Here is a 19,802-nt window from a genome sequence, read left to right as displayed (position 1 = left end):
GGCCGGCCGCGCCCCCGCCGGGCGGGGGGGGGGGGGGCGGGGCGGGGGTGGGCCGCCGGGGTACCGGCGGGGACGCCCAGGAGGGGGGGGCCCCCCGCCTCCAGGACCTCGTCCAGGTTGCCCGCGTCGATCCCGCCGATCGCGAACCACGGCCGCACCTCGCGTTGCGACGCCACGTACCGCACCAGCTTGAGCCCGGGCGCGGCACGTCCCGGCTTGGTCGGCGTCGGCCAGACCGGGCCCGCGCAGAAGTAGTCCACCCCGGGTTCGGCGGCGGCGGCGGACGCCTGCTCGTCGGAGTGCGTGGACCGTCCGATCAGGATGTCCTCGCCCACGATCGCGCGGGCGGCCGGGACCGGCAGGTCGTCCTGCCCCAGGTGCAGGACGTCGGCGTGCACGGCGTGCGCGATGTCGGCCCGGTCGTTGACCGCGAGCAGCGCCCCGTGGCGTTCGCAGGCCGCGCGGAACACCTGGAGGTACTCGATCTCCTGCCGCGCCTCCAGCCCCTTCTGGCGGAGCTGGACGATGTCGACGCCGCCGGCGAGGGCGGCGTCGAGGAACTCGGGCAGATCCCCTTGCCGCTCCCGGGCGTCCGTGCAGAGGTAGAGCCGGGCCTGGGCGAGCCGTGCGCGCAGGGCCACGGCGCGGTCGGAGGGGAGGTGCCTGGACACGGTGAGGGCCGGTTCCTTCCGTGCGGTGTCACGATGGTCGCGGGGCCGCGCGCGAGTACCGTCGCGCGTGACCCCGCGATCCTGTCACGTGCGTGTTCTTCCTCGTACGCCGGGTGCTCTCGCCGCGCCCCTCAGAAGGCGAGCGCCTGGGCGCGCCGGCGGACCTCGGTGCCCCGGTTCTCGCTGAGCGCCTGGACGGGGGTTCCGGGGGGGGTGTCGTCCGCGGTGAACAGCCACCGCAGCGTCTCCACATCGTCGTAGCCCGCGTCCGACAGCAGCGTCAGCGTGCCGGAGAGCCCCTTGATGACCTGGCCGTCCTTGATGAAGGCGGCGGGCACCATCGGCTTTCCTCCGCGCCGGACCGCCAGCAGCTTGCGCTCGCTGAGCAGTTGCTTGATCCGGCCGGGCTTGATACCGAGCCGCTCGGTCGCCTCGGGGAGGGAGATCCACTCGCCGGCGAGGGCGTCGGTCTGGGGGTCGAGAGCGCTTTCCACGGTTGCGTGCAGTTGCGTCACGCCCCCTTGCTACCACGCGCCCGCTTCGCTCAAACCCGCCGGATCCGGCCTTGCGGACCGGTCAGCGCACCGCCTGCCTGAGCTGCGCGCCCGGATCGGCCACCGCGTCGGGATCCACGGGCGTACCTGCGGCGATGATGCGCCGTGCCTGGACGAGGTCGCGGGGCTTGTCCACGGTCAGGACGGCGTCCAGCCGGTCACCGGTCAGCCAGCACACGGCCCACTTGCCCTCGGACGGGTCCCCCCGGTGGACGAGCCGCTCGGACCCGGGGTGGTGCCCCGAGTACTGCACCATCCGCCCGAACTGCTCCGACCAGAAGTACGGGACGGCGTCATACGCCGCGTCCTCGCCAAGGAGCGTCGCCGCGGCGACGGACGGGGCGTTGAGCGCGGTGTCCCAGTGCTCGACGAGCAGGCGCCGCCCATACCGCCGCGACCACCATTCGGCGCAGTCGCCCACCGCCACGATGTCGGAACGCACATCGGTCCCCACGCTCGTCCTGAACGCCTCGTCGGTGACGATCCCGCGTTCGACCAGCAGCCCCGAACCGTCCAGCCACTCCAGGCGGGGCCGCACACCAACGCCCACCAGCACCAGGTCGGCCTCGATCCGGCCGCCACCGGCCAGAGCGAGCCCGCCGTCCTCCACCTCGGCCACCTTGACACCCGTACGCAGCTCCACCCCCGCCTCCGCGTACCAGGGAACGGTGAGCGCGCCGACCTCCGGACCGATCGCGTTGGCCAGCGGCGTGTCCGCCGCCTCCACCACCGTCACGGCGCAACCCTTCTTGGCCGCGGCCGTGGCGACCTCCGCCCCGATCCACCCGGCCCCGACGATGACGACCCGCGCCCCCTCCGTCAGCCGGTCGCGGATCACGCGGGCGTCCTCGATGGTCCGCAGTACATGCTGCTCGCCGTCCCCTGGCAGCCTGATCGGCTCCGCCCCGGTGGCGATGACCAGACCGTCGAACGCCATCTCACCCGCCGTCGTGGCCAGCGTCCCGCCACGTGCCGTCCCCGGCCGCAGACCGGTCGCGCTCTCACCGAGAAGCAGCCGGACCCCAAGCGAGTCCCAATCGGCGTCCACCGTGGTGTCGTCGGTCTCCCCCATCAGAACGGCCTTGGACAGCGGCGGCCGATCGTAAGGCCGATGCTCCTCGGCCGACACCAACGTCAGCTCACCCTGAAATCCCTTGCCCCGCAGGCTCTCAACGGCCCGCACCCCCGCCAGACCGCCACCCACCACAATGATCGTCACAGCGCTCATTGTGCCCTGCCCCGACCCCCCAACCCCGAACGACCACCCAACCACCCCAGCCAGCCAACCCCAGCCCCGAACGGCGCCCAAGCGCCGCGATCGCGACCGAAGGCAGGGGCGAGCGCCAGCGAGACCCTGATCGCGCAGCGAGCCCCTGGGCGAGTCGGAGCGATGCAGCGATCGCACGCGGTGCCGGAGAAGGAGGGCGCCCAGCGCCCGACGCCGCAGGCACCGCCAAAAAAGCACAGCGCGACGAGCCGCCAGGCGAGGAGCGCAGCTCTCGCTTGCAATAGACTAAAACCGCGCGGGAGTCCGGTTCGACCGGGCTGAGAGGGCGGCTGGGATGGGCCGCCGACCGCAGAACCTGATCCGGATCATGCCGGCGAAGGGAGCGTGGCGACATGGAGATCGCGATCATCGGGGCGGGTGTGATCGGCCTGGCCACCGCGTGGCGCGCGGCGGCGCGGGGGGCCGTGGTGACGCTGGTGGATCCGGAGCCGGGCAGTGGCGCGTCGGCCGTGGCGGCGGGGATGTTGACTCCGGTGAGCGAGGTCGCGTACGGGGAGGAGCGGCTGCTCGCGTTAGGGCTGGCGTCCCGTGACCGGTATGGGGCGTTCGTCGCGGAGCTTGAGGAGGAGACGGGGCTCGGTACGGGTTACCGCGCCGACGGCATCCTTGAGGTCGCGTTCGACGCGGACGATCTGCGTTATCTGGACGAGGTGCGGCGGCTCCAGGAGAGGTGGGGGATTCCCACCGAGGCGTTGACGGGGCGCGAGTGCCGCAAGCTGGAGCCGATGCTGGCGCCTGGTGTGCGCGGTGGCCTGCTGGCTTCCGAGGACGGTTCGGTCGATCCTCGGCGGCTGGCTCCGGCGCTGCTGGCGGCGGCGGAGAAGCGTGGTGTGCGGATGGTGCGGCGGCGCGCCACCGGTGTGATCGTCGAGAGGGACGTCGCGGTGGGGGTGCGGCTGGAGGGCGGTGGCGAGGTCCGGGCGGAGCGGGTGCTGCTGGCCGCCGGTGCCTGGTCGGGGGGCTTGGAGGGGGTGCCTGAGGAGGTGCTGCCTCCGGTGCGTCCGGTGAAGGGGCAGGTGATCCGGCTCCGTACGGCCGTTCCGTTCTTGCGGCGGTCTACGCGCGGGCTGGTGAAGGGGTCCTCGATCTATCTGGTGCCCAGGGCGGACGGGGAGATCGTGGTCGGTGCCACCCAGGAGGAGATGGGTTTCGACACCCGGGTGACCGCGGGCGGCCTGTGGGAGTTGCTGCGGGACGCGCGCGAGTTGCTCCCCGGCATCACGGAGCTGGAGTTCGCCGAGGTGTCGGCCGGGTTGCGTCCCGGCTCTCCCGACAACGCCCCGCTGATGGGGCCCACGGCCCTGCCCGGTCTCGTCGTGGGAACGGGCCATTATCGCAACGGAATCCTGCTCACCCCGGTCAGCGCCGACATCCTCACCGAGGTGTTGCTGGACGGCACGGTGCCCGAGGTGGGCCGTCCCTTCGTCCCCGAGCGACCCAAGGATGGGACAGCGTGATCAACGTGATCGTGAACGGGGAGCGGCGCGAGCTCCCCGAGGGCACCAGCGTGGCGGACGCGGTCAGCGGCGCGACCGGCCGGTCGGGTCCGGAGACGGCCGGGGTGGCGGCGGCGTTGAACGGCGAGGTCGTGCGTCGTGCGGACTGGGCCGCCACGACGTTGCAGGAGGCGGATCGGCTTGAGGTGCTGACCGCCGTACAGGGAGGCTGAACCCCCGTGAAGCAGGACACAGGCCATGATGTCGAGCCGCTGGTCATCGCGGGCGAGGAGATCCCCTCGCGGTTGATCATGGGGACGGGGGGCGCGCCGAGCATGAGCGTGCTGCGCTCGGCCCTGGTCGCGTCCGGCACCGCCCTCACCACCGTCGCGATGCGGCGGGTCGATCCCTCCGCCCGCGGTTCGGTCCTGGACGTGCTGAACGAGTGCGGGATCCGGGTGCTGCCGAACACCGCCGGGTGTTTCACGGCGGGCGAGGCGGTGCTCACCGCGAAGCTGGCCCGTGAGGCGCTGGGCACCAACTGGGTGAAGCTGGAGGTCATCGCGGACGAGCGCACGCTGCTGCCGGATCCGATCGAGCTGGTGGAGGCGGCCGAGCAGTTGGTGGCCGACGGGTTCGTGGTCCTCCCGTACACCAACGACGATCCTGTGCTGGCGCGCCGCCTGGAGCAGGCGGGCTGCGCGGCGGTGATGCCGCTGGGCTCCCCGATCGGGTCGGGCCTGGGCATCCGCAACCCGCACAACATCGAGCTGATCGTGGAGGACGCGGGCGTCCCGGTGATCCTGGACGCGGGTCTGGGGACCGCCAGCGATGCCGCGCTGGCGATGGAGCTGGGCTGCGACGCCGTTCTGCTCGCGACGGCGGTCACCCGGGCGCAGTCGCCGGAGCGGATGGCCGCGGCGATGCGCCACGCGGTGGAGGCGGGTCGGCTGGCCCGCCTGGCGGGGCGGATTCCCATGCGCCGGTACGCCCAGGCGTCGTCGCCCTGGGAGGGCCTCGCCACACCATAGTGAAGGAACACTAAAGCGTTCCCTGTAGCAATAATCGCTGGACCTGAAAGATCGGCGGGGCGAGACTGGTCGCCGTCCCTCGAACCTCCGATCCAGGGTACGGCACATGATTCAGGGCGAAAGCGGCGGAACCGCGCCGAGGGTGAACCGTCTGGCGCTGGCCGCCGCGACCGTCACGGTCGTGTTCTGGGCCTCCGCCTTCGTGTCCATCCGCAGCGCCGGCGAGGACTACTCGCCGGGTGCGCTGGCGCTGGGACGGCTGCTGGCCGGGGCCGTCACCCTCGGCGTGATCTGCCTGATCCGCCGTGAGGGCCTGCCTCCCCGCGCGGCCTGGCCCGGGATCGCCGCGTCCGGAGTGCTGTGGTTCGGCCTGTACAACGTCGCGCTGAACTGGGGCGAGCAGCAGGTCGACGCGGGCACCGCCGCGATGGTGGTGAACATCGGCCCGCTGCTCATCGCGCTGCTGGGCGGCTGGCTGCTCAAGGAGGGCTTCCCGCCCCGGCTGATGGCGGGGATGGCGGTGTCGTTCGCCGGTGCCGTGGTGGTCGGGTACTCGATGTCGGACGAGGGCCACGCCTCGCTGCTGGGCGTGCTGCTCTGCCTGGTCGCGGCCGTGACGTACGCGGCGGGCGTCGTCAGTCAGAAGCCGGCGCTGCGGCGGGCGTCGGCGCTTCAGGTCACCACGTACGGCTGCCTGATCGGCGCGGTGGCGTGCCTGCCGTTCGCGGGCCGGCTGGCAAGCGAGGTCGGCGACGCCTCGGCCTCCGCGACCCTCAACATGATCTACCTGGGCGTCTTCCCGACCGCGCTGGCGTTCACCACCTGGGCGTACGCGCTGGCCCGCACCTCGGCGGGCAAGATGGGCGCCACCACCTACGCCGCCCCTGCCCTGGTCGTGGTGATGTCGTGGGCGACGCTCGGCGAGGTACCGGAATGGCTGACGCTCGCCGGCGGCCTCCTGTGCCTGGGCGGCGTTGCCGTGGCGCGCCGGAACCCGCGCCCTCGCGGGGTGGCGGAGCCCGCTCCCGCGCCCGTCCCGGCGGGCGGCAAGGCGGTACGCTAGGCGCCGGCGGCCTGCGAAGGCCCGGCCCCGCCGCCGAGGATCGGCCCGTCGGTAGTCCTGCGGGCTGATGGGTTCCGTTCGGGAAGGCCCTTACACTCGCTCTGATGGACGCTACGGTCGCTGACCCCCTCGTCGGGCAGGTGCTCGACGGGCGGTACCGCATCGAATCCCGCGTCGCCCGTGGCGGGATGGCCACCGTCTACATGGGCCGCGACATGCGCCTCGACCGCACGGTGGCGATCAAGGTGATGCACGCCGCGCTGGCCACCGACGAGGACTTCGTCCGCCGGTTCATCGGCGAGGCCAAGGCCGCCGCCGCGCTCTCCAACCCTAACGTGGTCGCGGTCTACGACCAGGGCGCCGACGGCGAGCACGTCTACCTGGTGATGGAGTACGTCCGCGGCCGCACGCTGCGCGACCTGCTCACCGAACGCGGCCGGCTGGGCCCGCGCGCCGCCCTGGAGATCATGCAGCCGGTGCTGGCCGCGCTGGGCGCCGCGCACCGCGCCGGCCTCGTGCACCGCGACGTCAAGCCGGAGAACGTGCTGCTCACCGAGGACGGCCAGGCCAAGGTCGCCGACTTCGGGCTCGCGCGGGCCGAGACCGCGTCCGGGATGACCAAGACCGGCGTGATCATCGGCACGGTCGGCTATCTCGCGCCCGAGCAGGTCCTGTCCGGCCACGCCGACGTGCGCTCCGACGTGTACGCCGCGGGCGTCATGCTGTTCGAGCTGCTCACCGGCACGCTCCCGCATCAGGGCGACACCCCGCTCGCGGTCGCGTACAAGCACGTCAACGACCCGATCCCCGCCCCGTCCACCCTGGTGCCGGGGCTGCCGCACCCCCTGGACGCCCTGGTGCTGCGCGCCACCGCACGCCAGCCCCAGGAGCGCCCGCAGGACGCGAACGTCTTCCTGGGCGAGGTGGCCCAGGTGCACGCGGGCCTCCCCCGCGACATCGACCGGCGGGTGGGCATGCCCGCCGCGCAGCCCCGCCCGGCGGCCGACGGCTCCACCAGGGTCTTCGACGCGCGCACCGCGCCCGCGCCGGTGCCGCCGCCCCGTTCCCCGGGCGACCTCGCCATCAGCGTCCTGACCGGCCGCTACGTGCTGATCGCGATCGGCGCGGTGGCGGCGGTCATCCTGGGCTGGGCGGTCTGGTACCAGACCTCGGGCCAGTACGACCACGTCCCCGACACCATCATCGGGATGCCCGTGGCGGACGCGCGGGCGAAGCTGGAGGACGGCGGCATGACCGTCCGGATCGGCGACGCCGTGTACAGCGACAAGGTCAAGAAGGGCGAGGTCGCGCGGTCCGAGCCGGGTCCCGGCAGCCGCCTCACCGACGGCTCCCTGGTCACCCTCTTCCCGTCCAAGGGCCGCGTCCCCAGGGAGGTGCCGGACGTGACCGGCAAGCCCGTGGACGAGGCCAGGAAGATCCTCCGGGACCGGGGCTTCACGCCGGGCAAGGTGACCGCGACCACGTCCCAGAGCCACGACCGCGACCACGTCATCCGCACGAAGCCGCCCGCCGGGCAGAAGCAGTCCCCCGACGAGCCGGTGGACATCGTGGTCAGCCGAGGCATGGAGATGCCCTCGCTCGTGGGCCGCAACGGCGACGAGGCCGCGAACCAGTTGCGCTCCATGGGCCTGGACGTCGACGTCGACCGCCGCCGGAAGGGCCCCGGCCCGCCCGGTACGGTCATCGAGCAGAGTCCCGGCCCCGGCACCGGCGTCTCGCGCGGCGACCGGGTCCGCATCGTGGTCAAGGAACGCGACTGCTTCATCGGCAGGTTCTTCTGTGACGACGGCGAACGCGCGGACGGCGAGCAGATCCCCGTGCCCGACGTCCGGGGCCAGCGGATCGAGGACGCCCGCAAGGCCCTCCGCGCGTCCGGTTTCAAGGTCCGGGTCGGCAGCCGCGTCCGCGACACGGTGGTCGCGCAGACCCCCTCGGGCGGCAACGCGCCCCGGGGCTCGGAGGTCACCATCTGGGCATAGGCTGAACCCGCTATGACCTCACCGAAGAGCCCCATCGGGGGCCACGTGCCCGTGGCGGGGGGCCTGGCCACGGGCGGTCTCAAGTACGCCGCCGAGATCGGCGCGGAAGCCGTCCAGGTCTTCGTGTCCAACCCGCGCGGCTGGGCCCTCCCCGAGGGCAAACCCGCCGAAGACGCGCTGATGCGCGAGCAGGAGATCCCCGTCTACGTCCACACCTCCTACCTGGTGAACGTGGGCTCTCCCACCTCCGGGACCCTGACCAAGTCCATCGCGTCCATCCGCCACTCCCTCCAGCGCGGCCACGCCATCGGCGCCAAGGGCGTGGTGGTCCACACCGGCAGCTCGGTCACCCAGACCTACGAGGCGGCCCTGGACCAGGTACGCGAGCACGTCCTGCCCCTCCTGGACGAGATCCCCGAGGACGGCCCCGACCTCCTCCTCGAACCCATGGCGGGCCAGAACAACATGCTCTGCGCCAAGGTCCAGGAGCTGGGCCCCTTCTTCGAGCGCCTGGAGAACCACCCCAAGCTGGGCGTCTGCTTCGACACCTGCCACGCGTTCGCCGCAGGCCACGACCTCTCCACCCCCGGCGGCGTCACGGAGACCATCGACGCCCTGGTGGAAACCGTGGGCGAGGGCCGCCTGCGCCTGATCCACGCCAACGACTCCAAGGACCCCTGCGGCTCCGGCCGGGACCGCCACGAGAACATCGGCACCGGCCACATAGGCGAGAAGCCCTTCGCCGAACTCTTCCACCACCCCGCCGCGGTCGGAGTCCCCTTCATCATCGAAACCCCGGGCCGCAACCCAACCCCTCACGGCCACGACATAGAAACTTTGAAACGCCTAAGAGACTGACCCACCCCGCAAGGGGGGCAAGGGGCGAAGCCCCAAAGGGGGTGCAGGGGGCGGAGCCCCCTGCCGGGGCCGTAGGGGCGGAGCCCCTACACGGGGTGGGAGGCCGCGGCCCGGAGCGAGTTCTACGAGCGCAGGGACGCGGAATTCCGCCCCGCACCGGGGGGCGTGGGGGGTCGCCCGCCCACAATGAAAAGAAAGAGCCCGGGCGTCGCTGAGCAACCCCCCGACTGCTCAGCGACGCCCGAACCTATCGCCGCCTGATCCCACCCCCCCGGTACGGGATCGGACGGCTCCTGATCCGGCGGTCGTCTGGCGACTCGCCGGATCTCCAGTTATGTCAGTGAGCGCCGTGTGGCGCCCGGGGCTCCTGCCGCGGTACCGCCTGCCGTCCGGCTGCCGGATCGCCGTGTTCCGGATGACGCGTTCCGGTTACGGCGGTTCCGCGGTGCGGTGCTGCGTGGTGCCACTGAGAACACTAGGGCTCTGCGATACCGCGCGGGACCCGGGGACGCGCCGCGCTCGTTGAACGGTCTGTAGTGATCGATGTACGTAACGTAGTGTGCCGGTGAGCGGTCGGATGGGTGGGACGAGCGGTCATGTGAACGGTCGGCGCGCTCGGACGAGTGGCGTGGGAAATTTACGGCGAGGACGTGAAAGAGGCGCCACGCGTCCCCGGCCGCCCCTGGCCGCAGGCCCGGGACCTGCGGTGAAGTGGTGCGGATACGGTTTCGTATCCGGGTGGTCCGCCGGGTCGGGGCCGCCGGCCGTTCTCGGGGACGTTCAGCGGGGCCATCGCCCGGTCGGCGCGCTCAGAAGCCCGCTCACGGGTGGTCGGAGCCCGCCCGTGCCCGGCAGGAGCCGTGAGGGCGGTAGCGGGAGACCCTTCCAGGGCCGTGGGTGAGGTCAGGAGGGGTGTCGCTCGGCGCGGTCCGGCTCGTCGCCGTTTCGTCGCGGTTCCTCCCCGTACCGCGGCTGGTCCTCGGTGTCCACCTGGCGGAACCGGCGGACGAGGAGGTCGCGGACCTGCCGGGTGTGGCGGCGGCTGACCGGGAGCAGTTCGCCGGCCACCTGGACGGCGGCCCTGCCGCCGTCGAAGCGCAGCTCGCTGACGTGGGAGGACGAGACCAGCGTGCTGCGGTGGATCCGGATGAACCCGGCCTGCTCCCAGCGTTTGGCCAAGGCGGCGAGCGGCATCCGTACCAGGAAGCTCCCGTCGCCGGTGTGCAGCCGGACGTAGTCGCCCTGCGCCTCGACGTGGGTCACCGCGCGGCGCGAGACGAGGCGGGTGCGCCCGGCCAGTTCCACGGGGACCATCTCGTCCTCCTCCTCGCCGGCGCCGGCGCCGTGCAGGCCGTCTCTCCGCACGGCCTCCTCGACGCGCCGTATCGCCTCGGCGAGACGCTCGGCGCGCACCGGCTTGAGCAGGTAGTCGAGGGCGCCCAGTTCGTAGGCGGTGACCGCGCTGTCGTCGTGCGCGGTCACGAACACCACCTGCGGGGGTTCGGCGAAGCCGGTGAGGAGCCGGGTGAAGTCGAGGCCGTCCAGGCCCGGCATGCGGATGTCGAGGAAGACGGCGTCGAGCCGATCCCCCGCCATCATGATCCGGCTCATGTCGCGCAGCGCCGCCGCCGCCTCACCGGCGCACAGCACGCGGTCGACACGCGGATCCGCCTGGAGCAGGTAGGCGAGCTCTTCCAGGGCGGGGACTTCGTCGTCAACGGCCAGCACGCGCAACATACCTAGGACCCTGCCGCGATTACTGTCCGTCCGCAATCGGTTCCATGAGGTGAGTCCGGAGAGGGCGTGGCCGGAATCGGCGAGGGGGACCCGGTCACTCGGGGACGAGGCTCGCCCGGTTCTTGGGAACCCTCAGGCTGACCTTCGTGCCCGCCCCGATTCCGGTCTCGACGATCAGGCCGAAGGCGTCCCCGTACAACTGCCGCATCCGCTCGTCCACATTGGCCAGGCCGAGGCCCGCTCCGCCGCCGTGGTCCCGTTCGCACCGGACGGCCATGCCGAGCGCCCGCCCCTCGCCGCCGTCCGTCCCGTGGCCGGGCCCGTGGGCGGGGGCACGGGGACGGACGGCGCCGGCTCCCCCGGCGAGGTTCTCCAGCAGCCAGGCCGGGTCCATGCCGGCGCCGTCGTCCTCGACGCTGATCGCCGCCTCCTCCCCGGCGTCGCGCGCGACGATCCGGACGTGGAACGGCGCCTTGCCCCGGGCGCCGTTCATCCCGTGCCGGATCGCGTTCTCCACCAGCGGCTGCAGCGACAGGAACGGCAGGGTCACCGGCAGTACCTCGGGCGCCGCGTCCACCGTGCACTGGAGCCGGTCGCCGAACCTGGCGCGCTCCAGCAGCAGGTAACGGTCGATCGAGTCCAGCTCCTCGGCGAGCGTGGTGAAGTCGCGCGGGGTCCGGAAGGAGTAGCGGGCGAAGTCGGCGAAGTCCAGCAGCAGGTCGCGGGCGCGCCCGGGATCCGTCCGGACGAACGAGGCGATGGCCGTCAGCGAGTTGTAGAGGAAATGCGGGCAGATCTGGGCCCGCAGCGCCCGCATCTCCGCCTCGGCCGGCCGGTCGCGGGACGAGTCGAGCTCGGCCAGCTCCAGCTGGCCCGACATCCAGCGGGCCACCTCCGCGACGGCCCGGACGCGTGCCGGGGACGCGCTCGTACCGTACGCGACCAGGGCGCCCTGGATCCGCCCCTCGACGGAGAGCGGCGCCACCACGGCGGCGCGCAGGCGGCACGGCCCGTCACAGCAGCCCGCGGACTTCGACGTGATCACCCGGGCCCGGCCGGTGGCCAGCACTGGCGCCGCGTGGCCCAGCACGTCCGTGGGGTGCCCGTCGTCGCCCGACCCGGCCCAGGCCAGCAGGCGGCCCCGCCGCGCCTCCCGCCCGTGTCCTTCGCGGGTCGCGTCCGGCGCGGGGGACGGGTCCGCCGCGACCACGGCGACGGCCTCGGCGCCGAGCAGGGCCCGCAGGTCACGCGCCGCCCGGCGTGCCGACTCGCGGGTCAGGCCGCCCCGCAGCGCGGGCGAGGCACGGGAGATGGTGTGCAGTGTCGCGAACGTGGTCTCGTCGGTGATGTCGTCCGAACCGAGCCGCGACACCCGCCGACACCATGCCGCTGCGCATCCCGCGACGAACGCCATGAGCGTCCCGCACATCACCACATCGAGCACGGAGGGTGTCGGCATGGAAACAAACAGTAATGTCCCGGTGACGCCCATGCCCGCACAACCACCGCAATCGGCGCGTGTTCACAGAGGCGGGGACTCGTCGGCGTCCTCCTGGTAGGAGTACCTCTGCTCGCGCCAGGGGTCGGCCACGTTGTGGTAGCCGCGTTCCTCCCAGAAGCCCCTGCGGTCCTTGACCATGTACTCGATGCCGCGCACCCACTTGACGCTCTTCCACGCGTACAGGTGCGGGACGACCAGGCGGATCGGGAACCCGTGGTCGGGGGTGAGCCGCTCGCCGTTGCGGTGGGTGGCGAACAGGGTGCCCTCGGCCAGGAAATCGAGCATCCGGAGGTTGGCGCTGTAGCCGTACTCCGCCCACACCATCACGTGCGTGGCGGCCGGGTCCGGCGGGGCCAGCTCGATGATGGCCGAGCCGGCGACCCCCTCCCACTCGTTGTCGGGGATGGTGAACTTGGTGACGCAGTGGAAGTCGGCGATCGCCCTGGTGCGGGGCAGCGCGTCGAACTCGTCCCAGGTCCAGGCGTGCTGGCCGCCCGACGCGGTCGCGCCGAACACCCGGAAGTCCCAGTCCGCCGGACGGAACTTCGGCACGGGGCCGTAGTGGAGCACCGGCCAGCCGCGGGGAACGTACTGCCCTGGTGGGAGCCTCCGGCCCTCGGTGGGCTCTTCGGGTGGTGGGGACATGACGGCGCCATACTGCCACCCGCAGTGAGCTGAGCCATATTCGGCCCCTCCCTCCGGGGCACGGCCCGCGATCGGTTAGGGTGTCATCCATGCGCGGCACGACGTATTTCTTTTGGCTCGACCGGCCCGGGAGGCTGGTCTGCCAGACGCTGCGCTGACAGACCTGACAGGCGGAGAAGCCCCGGGCCTCACGGCCCGGGGCTTTCGTCGTCTCTGGAGGATTGGCCGGCGGGACCGGACGGGAGTCCCGCACGTCGAGGAGAGGCAAGAACCATGGTCGTCGTCATGTCCCCGGACGCCACCGAGGCCGATATCACGGCCGTCGTCTCACTGGTCGAGACGGCGGGCGGCGACGCGTTCGTCAGCCGCGGCGTGGAGCGCACCATCGTCGGGCTGGTCGGCGACATCGAGCAGTTCGGCACGCTCAATCTGCGCGGGATGAGCGGGGTCGGCGACGTCATCCGGATCTCGGTGCCCTACAAGCTGGTCAGCCGGGAGAACCACGCCGAGCGCTCGGTGGTGCGGGTCGGCGGCGTGCCGATCGGGCCGGGCACCATGACGCTGATCGCCGGGCCGTGCGCGGTGGAGACCCCCGAGCAGACCCTGGAGGCCGCGCAGATGGCGCAGGCCGCCGGGGCCACGCTGCTGCGCGGCGGCGCGTTCAAGCCGCGCACCTCCCCGTACGCCTTCCAGGGGCTGGGCGAGGCCGGCCTGCGCATCCTCGCGGACGTGCGGGAGGTGACCGGCATGCCCGTCGTCACCGAGGTGGTGGACGCCAAGGACGTGGACCTGGTCGCCTCGTACGCCGACATGCTGCAGATCGGCACCCGCAACGCCCAGAACTTCCCGCTGCTCCAGGCGGCGGGCGAGTCGGGCAAGCCGGTGCTGCTCAAGCGCGGCATGAGCGGCACCATCGAGGAGTGGCTGATGGCCGCCGAGTACATCGCGCAGCGCGGCAACCTCGACATCGTGCTGTGCGAACGCGGCATCCGCACCTTCGAGAGGGCCACCCGCAACACCCTGGACATCTCCGCGGTCCCCGTCGCGCAGCGCCTCTCCCACCTGCCGGTGATCGTGGACCCGTCCCACTCGGGCGGCAGCCGCGACCTCGTCCTCCCCCTGACCCGGGCGGCGATCGCCGTGGGCGCGGACGGCGTCATCATCGACGTCCACCCGCACCCCGAGACCGCGCTCTGCGACGGCCCCCAGGCCCTCGTGGACGGCGACCTCCGGGAGCTGGCGAAGGCCGTGAGGGACCTCCCCCCGCTGGTGAACAGGAGGCTCGCGGTGGCAGAGGGCGAGCCGTCCCCCCACGGTTCTCAGGACACGGCAGCCGCGTCCCTCCACTCGTAGGACCCGCCCCTGTGGAGCGGGGCGCTCCGCCCCCTGGCCTCGGTCTCACGGGTCAGGCGGGCGGGGCCCCTGATCGCGGGTGGTGAACGGGTGATACCGTCGCTTTTCGTGGAGTACTGGACGCCCAACTGCGGGCCGCCCCGCGCCTGATGGGGCGCGGCGGCTGCGTGCTGAGCTTCTGAGTTCCTGAGGACCCGGCGAAGGAACGCCCGGTCCTGAGCTCCTGCGCCCCGAATACGGATCCTCCTTCCGATTCGAGTTCAGGAGCGTTCTCCAGTGTCTCCCCGATCTGTCTCTTCCCTGCGCGCTTCCAAGGACGCGCAGGGCGCGCCTGCCCATCCGGCGTCCCGGCCGCTGAGCGGGAGCGCCGTGATCCTGGTGGCGGCCTCCCTGTGGGGCACGACCGGTACGGTGCGCACGTTCGTCCCCGAGGCGACCAACGTCTCGATAGCCGCGGTCCGCATCGTCATGGGCGGGATGCTGCTGGTGCTGTTCGCCTCCCTCGCGGGACGCGGCGCGGGGCTGCGCCGCCTGCTGCGGTCCGGCCGCGGCCTGGCGCTGGTGGCCGTGGGCGGTGTCGCGGTGACGGCGTACCAGACCGCCTTCTTCACCGCCGCCGCCCGCACCGGGGTGGCGATCGGCACGGTCGTCACCATCGGCAGCGCGCCCGCGTTCGCCGGGGCGCTGGGCCTGATCCTCGGGCGCTCGGCGATCGACGTCCGGTGGGCGCTGGCCACCTCGGGCGCCGTCGCGGGGTGCGCGGCGCTGATCCTCGGCGGTGAGGACGCCGGGGCCGAACCGGCCGGCATCGGCCTGGCCCTGCTGTCGGGCCTGTCGTACGCGGTGTACGCGACGCTGGCGTCCGGCCTCATCGACCGGGGCGAGCAGGACCGGGCCGTCGCGGGCGCGATGTTCGGTGTGGCCGCGGTCCTGCTGCTGCCCGTCCTGCTGGCGGGCGACCCCGGCTGGGCGTTCTCGGGCAGGGGCACGCTGATCGCGGTCTACCTCGGCGTGATCACGACGGCGTGCGCCTACGTCCTGTTCGCGCGAGGGCTGCGGACCACACCCGCGACCACGGCCACGACGCTGACGCTGGCCGAGCCCGCCATCGCGGCGGTCCTGGGCATGGCCGTGCTGGACGAACGCCTGGGCGTCACGGCCCTCGCCGGCCTGGCCCTGCTGGCCGCGAGCCTCCTGGTCCTGGTCCGTCCCGCCCGCCGGTGACACCCATGGCATGCCGGAAGTGCGCTCCGCGCTTGCAAAATCGAACACAGCCGGGATGATGTCCGGCATGACAGAGGGCGACGGGGGGCGGCTGTTCCCTCAGGATCTCGCGGGCGTCGATCCGGTGGCGGCGGTGACGCTCGCCGACGCCTGCCGTTCCATCGCGGCCTACCCCGAGCTGGTGGCGGTCGGCGCGCTGTTCACGGCCGCGGAGCGGGTCGACGGGGGCTGGCAGGTGGTCTGCCCCTGCGACCCGCTCCCCCAAGGCGCCAGGGAGCTGCTCGCCGACCATCTGGAGGACACCGCCGGGGCCGAGCCGCCCGTGACGCGGCGGCTGCGGTCCGGCGAGCCGCTGGACGAGGTCACCGTCGGGGGACGGCGGTTTCGCCTGGTGCGGATCGAACAGCTGGTGCGGACCGGTCCGGACGGCCCCGAGCCGCCGCGTCCCACCGACTTCGACCCGCGTCCCGGCGACCACCGGATGCCGCGCCACCGCCCGTACGACCGGATCGGAGACGGCATGCCCGCCCCCGACTTCGCGACGTCCGAACTGCTGTGCCAGCTCCTGGACGCGGCGGCGCGGGCCGGCAACGAGCCCGCAAGCGCGTACCTGACGCCGGTGCGACTGGCCCCGGCGTTCACCGTCGCGGAACGTTCCGATGGGCGCTGGCGGCCGGTGGGACGGCTCCACGACACGCCCCAGCGGGCGCGGGACTCGCTCGCCACCTACTTCCGGCACGTCGTCCCCGCCGTGGAACACCCCGGCGAAGCCGAACTCGCCGAATACGCCGACGCGGCCACGCTGATGGCGGACTCGACACGCCGCAACGGGATCGCCGTGGCGGGACGCCGCTTCCGCATCGTCCGGCTCGAACGGCTCACGCTGATGGGCCCGGAAGGGCCCGAGCCGCCCCGCCCGTCCGACGCCGACCCGCGCTGAGGCAGGCCGCGCTGAGGCCGCGCCGCGCTCAGGCCGCGGCGTCGCCGTAGACCGGGCGGTGCTCCTGGACGGATTCGGCCAGCTGATCGGCCAGCTCGCCCACGTCGAGCCGCTTCTCGATCTGCCGCAGGTCGTCGATCCTGGCCCTGGTCTCCGCGCGGCGGGGGGCCAGCAGCGTGCAGCAGTCCTCATCGGGCAGCTCGGAGATCGCCAGCGTCCGGACCCTGCGCGCCTGATCCATGATCTCGCTCTTGTCCATGCCGATCAGCGGCCGCAGGATCGGCATCTCCACGGCATCGTCCAAGGCGGTGATGTTGGTCAGCGTCTGGCTGCTGACCTGGCCCAGCGCGTCCCCCGTGATGAGGGTGCCCGCGCCCAGCCTGCGGGCCAGCACCTCGCCGGTGCGCAGCATCAGCCGGCGCTGGGCGATCACCGCGAGCCGGTCCGCGCCCGACGACTTGATCTGCTGCTGCGCCTTGCCGAACGGCACCACGAACAGCCGCGACCCGCCCTGGAACCGGTCCAGCTCGCGGACCAGCGCGTACGCCTTGTAGATCGACTCGGGGCCGGTGAAGGGCATCCCCGAGAAGTGCAGGTAGTCCACCCGCAGGCCGCGCCGCATCATCCGGTACGCGGCCACGGGCGAGTCGATGCCGCCCGACATCAGCACCAGGCCGCGGCCGCTCATCCCCACGGGCAGCCCGCCCTGGCCCGGCAGCCCGCCGGAGAACACGAACGCCTCGTCCCGGTCGATCTCGATGGAGACGGTGTGGTCGGGGTCCTTCAACCGGACCTTCAGCCCGTACCGGTCGCCGATGGCGGCCCCCACCTTCCGGTCGAGCTCGGTCGACGTCAGCGGGAACCGCTTGTCGCGGCGCCGCGAGCGCACCGCGAAGGTGCCCTCGCGCCCCGCCATCAGCTCCAGCGCCGCCCGCTCCACGCTCTCGGGATCCTTGCCGACCCGCCAGGCGCGGTGCGCCCACACGATGCCCATCACATCGGTGATCCGCTCGGCCAGGGCATCGACCTTCTCGACGGTCGCGTCCTTGGTACGGACGACCATCACCCCGTGCCGGCGGATCACGTCCACCCGGGCGATGGGCCGCACCGCGTCACGCAGATTGTCGGCCAGCCGCCGCTCGAACCGCTCCCGGTTCTTGCCCTTGAGGACGACCTCCCCCAGCTTGATCAGCACGCACGGCTCACCGTCCACCGGCGGGACGGCGGCCGGCCCGCCGGCGACGACGGTCGCGACCTCAAGCTGCGGCATGGCCCCAGTCTATTGCATCCGCGAGCCGCGCTCCTCGCCTGGCGGCTCGTCGCTGGTCGCGGCTGCGGCGATCGCCGCATCGCTTCGACTCGCCCGGAGGCTCGCTCCGCGATCAGATTCTCGCTCCGCTCGAATCTGCCTTCGGACGCGATCGCAACGCTTAGGCGCCGTCCGGGCTGGGGTCACGGGCCGAGGTGGGTGCGAGTGTTCATGGCGGGCGCGGGCGGCGCTCCTGGGCGCCGGGGTCAGCCGAAGAACACCTCGGCCTCCTCATAGCGTTCGATCGGGACGGTCTTGAGTTCCTTGGTGGCCTCGTCCAGGCCGACGCGGACGATGTCGGTGCCGCGCAGGGCGACCATCTTGCCGAAGTCGCCGTCGCGCACGGCGTCGATGGCCTGGAGGCCGAAGCGGGTGGCGAGGACGCGGTCGAACGCGGTGGGGGTGCCGCCGCGCTGGATGTGGCCGAGGACGGTGGCGCGGGCCTCCTTGCCGGTGCGCTTCTCGATCTCGTCGGCCAGGCGCTGCCCGATGCCGCCCAGCCGGACGTGGCCGAAGGAGTCGCGTTCGACGGTCTGGAGCTGCATCTGGCCGTTCACCGGGTGGGCGCCCTCGGACACCACGATGATCGGCGCGTAGCGGGTCTTGAACCGGCTCTCCACGTAGGCGACGACCTTGTCGATGTCGAACGGCTGCTCGGGGATGAGGATCACGTTGGCGCCCGCGGCCATTCCCGCGTGCAGCGCGATCCAGCCCGCGTGCCGCCCCATCACCTCGCAGATCAGCGCGCGGTGGTGGCTCTCGGCGGTGGTGTGCAGCCGGTCGATGGCCTCCATCGCGATGTTGACGGCGGTGTCGAAGCCGAAGGTGTAGTCGGTGGCGTTGAGGTCGTTGTCGATGGTCTTGGGCACGCCGACCACGTTGACGCCGTTGTCGTACAGCTCGCGGGCGACGCCGAGGGTGTCCTCGCCGCCGATGGCGATCAGGGCGTCCACGCCGAGACCGGCCAGGTTGTCCTTGATCCGCTCGATCCCGCCGTCCACCTTGATGGGGTTGGTCCTGGACGAGCCGAGGATGGTGCCTCCGCGGGGCAGGATCCCGCGCACCGTCTCGACGTCGAGGGCCATGGTGTCGCCCTCCAGCGGGCCCCTCCAGCCCGCCCGGAAGCCCACGAACTCATAGCCGAAGACCTGCACGCCCTTGCGCACCACGGCGCGGATGACGGCGTTCAGGCCGGGGCAGTCACCGCCCCCGGTCAGCACTCCGACGCGCATGCCCTCTCCCTCACCAGACACGGGGCTTCTCCTTGATCCCACGGGCCGACACTATTGGTCTAGACCATAGTGGCTCCCCGGCCTTCGCCGGGCCACTTCGCCTCAGCACCATCGTGCCCGCCTCCAGGCCGTTCGCGCAGCGCCTGGACACAGAGTTCACCCCGCCTTGGCCGAGTCCAGCCGCCGGGGTCAGCCGTCCCGGTCCAGGCCCTTCTCGATCGCGTACCTGACCAGCTCGACGCGGTTGTGGAGCTGGAGCTTGCCCAGGGTGTTCTGGACGTGGTTCTGCACGGTGCGATGCGACAGGACGAGCCGTTCGGCGATCTGCCGGTAGGTCAGGCCCTTGGCGACCAGCCGCAGCACCTCCCGCTCGCGCTGGGTGAGCCGCGGCGCGTCGTCGCCGGGCCGGTCCGGAGCGGACGCGAGCCGCCGGTACTCGCCGAGGACGAGCCCGGCCAGGCGCGGGGTGAAGACCGCGTCGCCCTCGCCGGTACGGCGCACGGCGTCCAGGAACTCCTCCCGCCCCGCCGACTTGAGCAGGTAGCCGGTGGCGCCGACCTTGACCGCGTCCAGGACGTCCTGCCGCTCGCCGCTGGCCGACAGCACCAGCACCCGCACCGGCGGATCGGCGGCGGCCAGCAGGCGGGTCACCTCGACGCCGCTGATGTCGGGCAGTCGCAGGTCGACCACGGCCACCTCGGGCCCGGCCGCGGCGGCGATCCGGACGGCGGCGCGGCCCTCCCCCGCCGTCGCGACCACCTCGTGCCCTGCCTCGGCCAGGTCGCGGGCCACGGCGTCGCGCCACATCGGGTGGTCGTCCACGACCATGACGCGGTACGAGGGGGCCGGGGCGCCGTCCGGGGTGTCGGTCACGCGGACCAGCCTAAGACCGGTGCCGGTCACCGAGATAACCGCGTAATGGAAACGGGATAGGGGTGTAATACGCGTTTCGGGGCATAA

Annotated in this window: 18 protein-coding genes and 1 riboswitch; of the genes, 9 read left to right on the top strand and 9 right to left on the bottom strand. The window is 72.5% G+C overall.

Features of this window, described 5'->3' with window-relative positions; genetic code table 11:
* From thiE to ACGWYJ_RS19290, 3 genes are all read right to left on the bottom strand, one after another.
* Nucleotides 1-671: thiamine phosphate synthase (gene thiE / locus ACGWYJ_RS19300; RefSeq protein ID WP_395107458.1), on the bottom strand; the 671-nt coding region annotated here is incomplete at its 3' end.
* A 131-nt stretch (nt 672-802) separates the two neighbouring features.
* Nucleotides 803-1,186, bottom strand: a complete 384-nt coding sequence (locus ACGWYJ_RS19295) for an Rv2175c family DNA-binding protein (RefSeq protein ID WP_395107456.1) — start codon at nt 1,184-1,186, stop codon at nt 803-805.
* A gap of 61 nt (nt 1,187-1,247) precedes the next feature.
* Nucleotides 1,248-2,444 carry an NAD(P)/FAD-dependent oxidoreductase gene (locus tag ACGWYJ_RS19290; protein WP_395107455.1) on the bottom strand — a complete coding sequence of 399 codons (1,197 nt, stop codon included), beginning with the start codon at nt 2,442-2,444 and terminating at the stop codon, nt 1,248-1,250.
* Between the two features lie 295 nt (nt 2,445-2,739).
* Nucleotides 2,740-2,853, top strand: a riboswitch (TPP riboswitch).
* Here ACGWYJ_RS19290 and thiO point away from each other — a divergent pair.
* The 6 genes from thiO (at nt 2,846) to ACGWYJ_RS19260 (ending at nt 8,901) form a co-directional block, all read left to right on the top strand.
* The gene (gene thiO / locus ACGWYJ_RS19285; protein WP_395107454.1) at nt 2,846-3,970 is read left to right on the top strand and encodes a glycine oxidase ThiO; all 1,125 of its coding nucleotides are present in this window, start codon (nt 2,846-2,848) and stop codon (nt 3,968-3,970) included. Its footprint overlaps the riboswitch before it by 8 nt.
* Nucleotides 3,967-4,182 carry a sulfur carrier protein ThiS gene (gene thiS, locus ACGWYJ_RS19280; protein ID WP_395107453.1) on the top strand — a complete coding sequence of 72 codons (216 nt, stop codon included), beginning with the start codon at nt 3,967-3,969 and terminating at the stop codon, nt 4,180-4,182. Before thiO ends, thiS begins: the two co-directional genes overlap by 4 nt.
* A gap of 6 nt (nt 4,183-4,188) precedes the next feature.
* Entirely contained in the window at nt 4,189-4,980 is a 792-nt protein-coding gene (locus tag ACGWYJ_RS19275) for a thiazole synthase (RefSeq protein ID WP_395107452.1), read from the top strand.
* Between the two features lie 106 nt (nt 4,981-5,086).
* Nucleotides 5,087-6,043 carry a DMT family transporter gene (locus tag ACGWYJ_RS19270; protein ID WP_395107451.1) on the top strand — a complete coding sequence of 319 codons (957 nt, stop codon included), beginning with the start codon at nt 5,087-5,089 and terminating at the stop codon, nt 6,041-6,043.
* A 104-nt stretch (nt 6,044-6,147) separates the two neighbouring features.
* Entirely contained in the window at nt 6,148-8,043 is a 1,896-nt protein-coding gene (gene pknB / locus ACGWYJ_RS19265) for a Stk1 family PASTA domain-containing Ser/Thr kinase (RefSeq protein ID WP_395107450.1), read from the top strand.
* A 12-nt stretch (nt 8,044-8,055) separates the two neighbouring features.
* Complete coding sequence (locus ACGWYJ_RS19260) at nt 8,056-8,901, top strand: deoxyribonuclease IV (protein ID WP_395107449.1); 846 nt, start codon at nt 8,056-8,058, stop codon at nt 8,899-8,901.
* A 903-nt stretch (nt 8,902-9,804) separates the two neighbouring features.
* Here ACGWYJ_RS19260 and ACGWYJ_RS19255 read toward each other — a convergent pair.
* The 3 genes from ACGWYJ_RS19255 to ACGWYJ_RS19245 form a co-directional block, all read right to left on the bottom strand.
* Nucleotides 9,805-10,638, bottom strand: a complete 834-nt coding sequence (locus ACGWYJ_RS19255) for a LytR/AlgR family response regulator transcription factor (protein WP_395107448.1) — start codon at nt 10,636-10,638, stop codon at nt 9,805-9,807.
* 94 nt (nt 10,639-10,732) lie between these two features.
* Nucleotides 10,733-12,097, bottom strand: coding sequence for a sensor histidine kinase (locus tag ACGWYJ_RS19250; RefSeq protein WP_395107446.1), 1,365 nt, complete (start codon nt 12,095-12,097; stop codon nt 10,733-10,735).
* Nucleotides 12,098-12,160: 63 nt separating this feature from the next.
* Nucleotides 12,161-12,784: a sulfite oxidase-like oxidoreductase gene (locus ACGWYJ_RS19245; protein WP_395107445.1), complete on the bottom strand. Its 624-nt coding sequence runs from the start codon at nt 12,782-12,784 to the stop codon at nt 12,161-12,163.
* 273 nt (nt 12,785-13,057) lie between these two features.
* On the opposite strand from ACGWYJ_RS19245, the gene aroF reads away from it, so the two are divergent.
* From aroF to ACGWYJ_RS19230, 3 genes are all read left to right on the top strand, one after another.
* Nucleotides 13,058-14,137 (top strand): 3-deoxy-7-phosphoheptulonate synthase, encoded by a 1,080-nt coding sequence (aroF, locus tag ACGWYJ_RS19240; protein WP_395107444.1) that lies wholly within the window; start codon nt 13,058-13,060, stop codon nt 14,135-14,137.
* 276 nt (nt 14,138-14,413) lie between these two features.
* Nucleotides 14,414-15,361 carry an EamA family transporter gene (locus ACGWYJ_RS19235; protein WP_395107442.1) on the top strand — a complete coding sequence of 316 codons (948 nt, stop codon included), beginning with the start codon at nt 14,414-14,416 and terminating at the stop codon, nt 15,359-15,361.
* A gap of 67 nt (nt 15,362-15,428) precedes the next feature.
* Nucleotides 15,429-16,301 (top strand): DUF5954 family protein, encoded by an 873-nt coding sequence (locus ACGWYJ_RS19230; RefSeq protein ID WP_395107441.1) that lies wholly within the window; start codon nt 15,429-15,431, stop codon nt 16,299-16,301.
* Between the two features lie 28 nt (nt 16,302-16,329).
* Here ACGWYJ_RS19230 and thiI read toward each other — a convergent pair whose 3' ends face one another.
* The 3 genes from thiI to ACGWYJ_RS19215 all read right to left on the bottom strand — a co-directional run bounded on the left by thiI (nt 16,330) and on the right by ACGWYJ_RS19215 (nt 19,670).
* The gene (gene thiI / locus ACGWYJ_RS19225; protein ID WP_395107440.1) at nt 16,330-17,571 is read right to left on the bottom strand and encodes a tRNA uracil 4-sulfurtransferase ThiI; all 1,242 of its coding nucleotides are present in this window, start codon (nt 17,569-17,571) and stop codon (nt 16,330-16,332) included.
* Between the two features lie 245 nt (nt 17,572-17,816).
* Complete coding sequence (locus ACGWYJ_RS19220) at nt 17,817-18,842, bottom strand: 6-phosphofructokinase (RefSeq protein WP_395107463.1); 1,026 nt, start codon at nt 18,840-18,842, stop codon at nt 17,817-17,819.
* Nucleotides 18,843-19,031: 189 nt separating this feature from the next.
* Complete coding sequence (locus ACGWYJ_RS19215; protein WP_395107462.1) at nt 19,032-19,670, bottom strand: response regulator; 639 nt, start codon at nt 19,668-19,670, stop codon at nt 19,032-19,034.
* Between the last annotated feature and the right edge of the window lie 132 nt (nt 19,671-19,802).

Source organism: Actinomadura sp. SCN-SB, from assembly GCF_043906805.1.
Taxonomy (GTDB): Bacteria; Actinomycetota; Actinomycetes; order Streptosporangiales; family Streptosporangiaceae; genus Spirillospora.
The sequence above is the reverse complement of the archived record's forward strand: the minus strand, read 5'-3'. Positions and strand labels throughout refer to the sequence as shown.

Excerpts from the sequence above, each read along its gene's own strand:
- ACGWYJ_RS19260 (WP_395107449.1), top strand. The coding sequence starts at position 8,056 with ATGACCTCACCGAAGAGCCCCATCGGGGGCCACGTGCCCGTGGCGGGG.
- ACGWYJ_RS19220 (WP_395107463.1), bottom strand. The coding sequence starts at position 18,842 with ATGCGCGTCGGAGTGCTGACCGGGGGCGGTGACTGCCCCGGCCTGAAC.
- ACGWYJ_RS19270 (WP_395107451.1), top strand. The coding sequence starts at position 5,087 with ATGATTCAGGGCGAAAGCGGCGGAACCGCGCCGAGGGTGAACCGTCTG.
- ACGWYJ_RS19245 (WP_395107445.1), bottom strand. The coding sequence starts at position 12,784 with ATGTCCCCACCACCCGAAGAGCCCACCGAGGGCCGGAGGCTCCCACCA.
- thiI (WP_395107440.1), bottom strand. The coding sequence starts at position 17,571 with ATGCCGCAGCTTGAGGTCGCGACCGTCGTCGCCGGCGGGCCGGCCGCC.
- aroF (WP_395107444.1), top strand. The coding sequence starts at position 13,058 with ATGGTCGTCGTCATGTCCCCGGACGCCACCGAGGCCGATATCACGGCC.
- ACGWYJ_RS19250 (WP_395107446.1), bottom strand. The coding sequence starts at position 12,097 with ATGCCGACACCCTCCGTGCTCGATGTGGTGATGTGCGGGACGCTCATG.
- ACGWYJ_RS19230 (WP_395107441.1), top strand. The coding sequence starts at position 15,429 with ATGACAGAGGGCGACGGGGGGCGGCTGTTCCCTCAGGATCTCGCGGGC.
- ACGWYJ_RS19255 (WP_395107448.1), bottom strand. The coding sequence starts at position 10,638 with ATGTTGCGCGTGCTGGCCGTTGACGACGAAGTCCCCGCCCTGGAAGAG.
- ACGWYJ_RS19215 (WP_395107462.1), bottom strand. The coding sequence starts at position 19,670 with ATGGTCGTGGACGACCACCCGATGTGGCGCGACGCCGTGGCCCGCGAC.
- pknB (WP_395107450.1), top strand. The coding sequence starts at position 6,148 with ATGGACGCTACGGTCGCTGACCCCCTCGTCGGGCAGGTGCTCGACGGG.
- thiO (WP_395107454.1), top strand. The coding sequence starts at position 2,846 with ATGGAGATCGCGATCATCGGGGCGGGTGTGATCGGCCTGGCCACCGCG.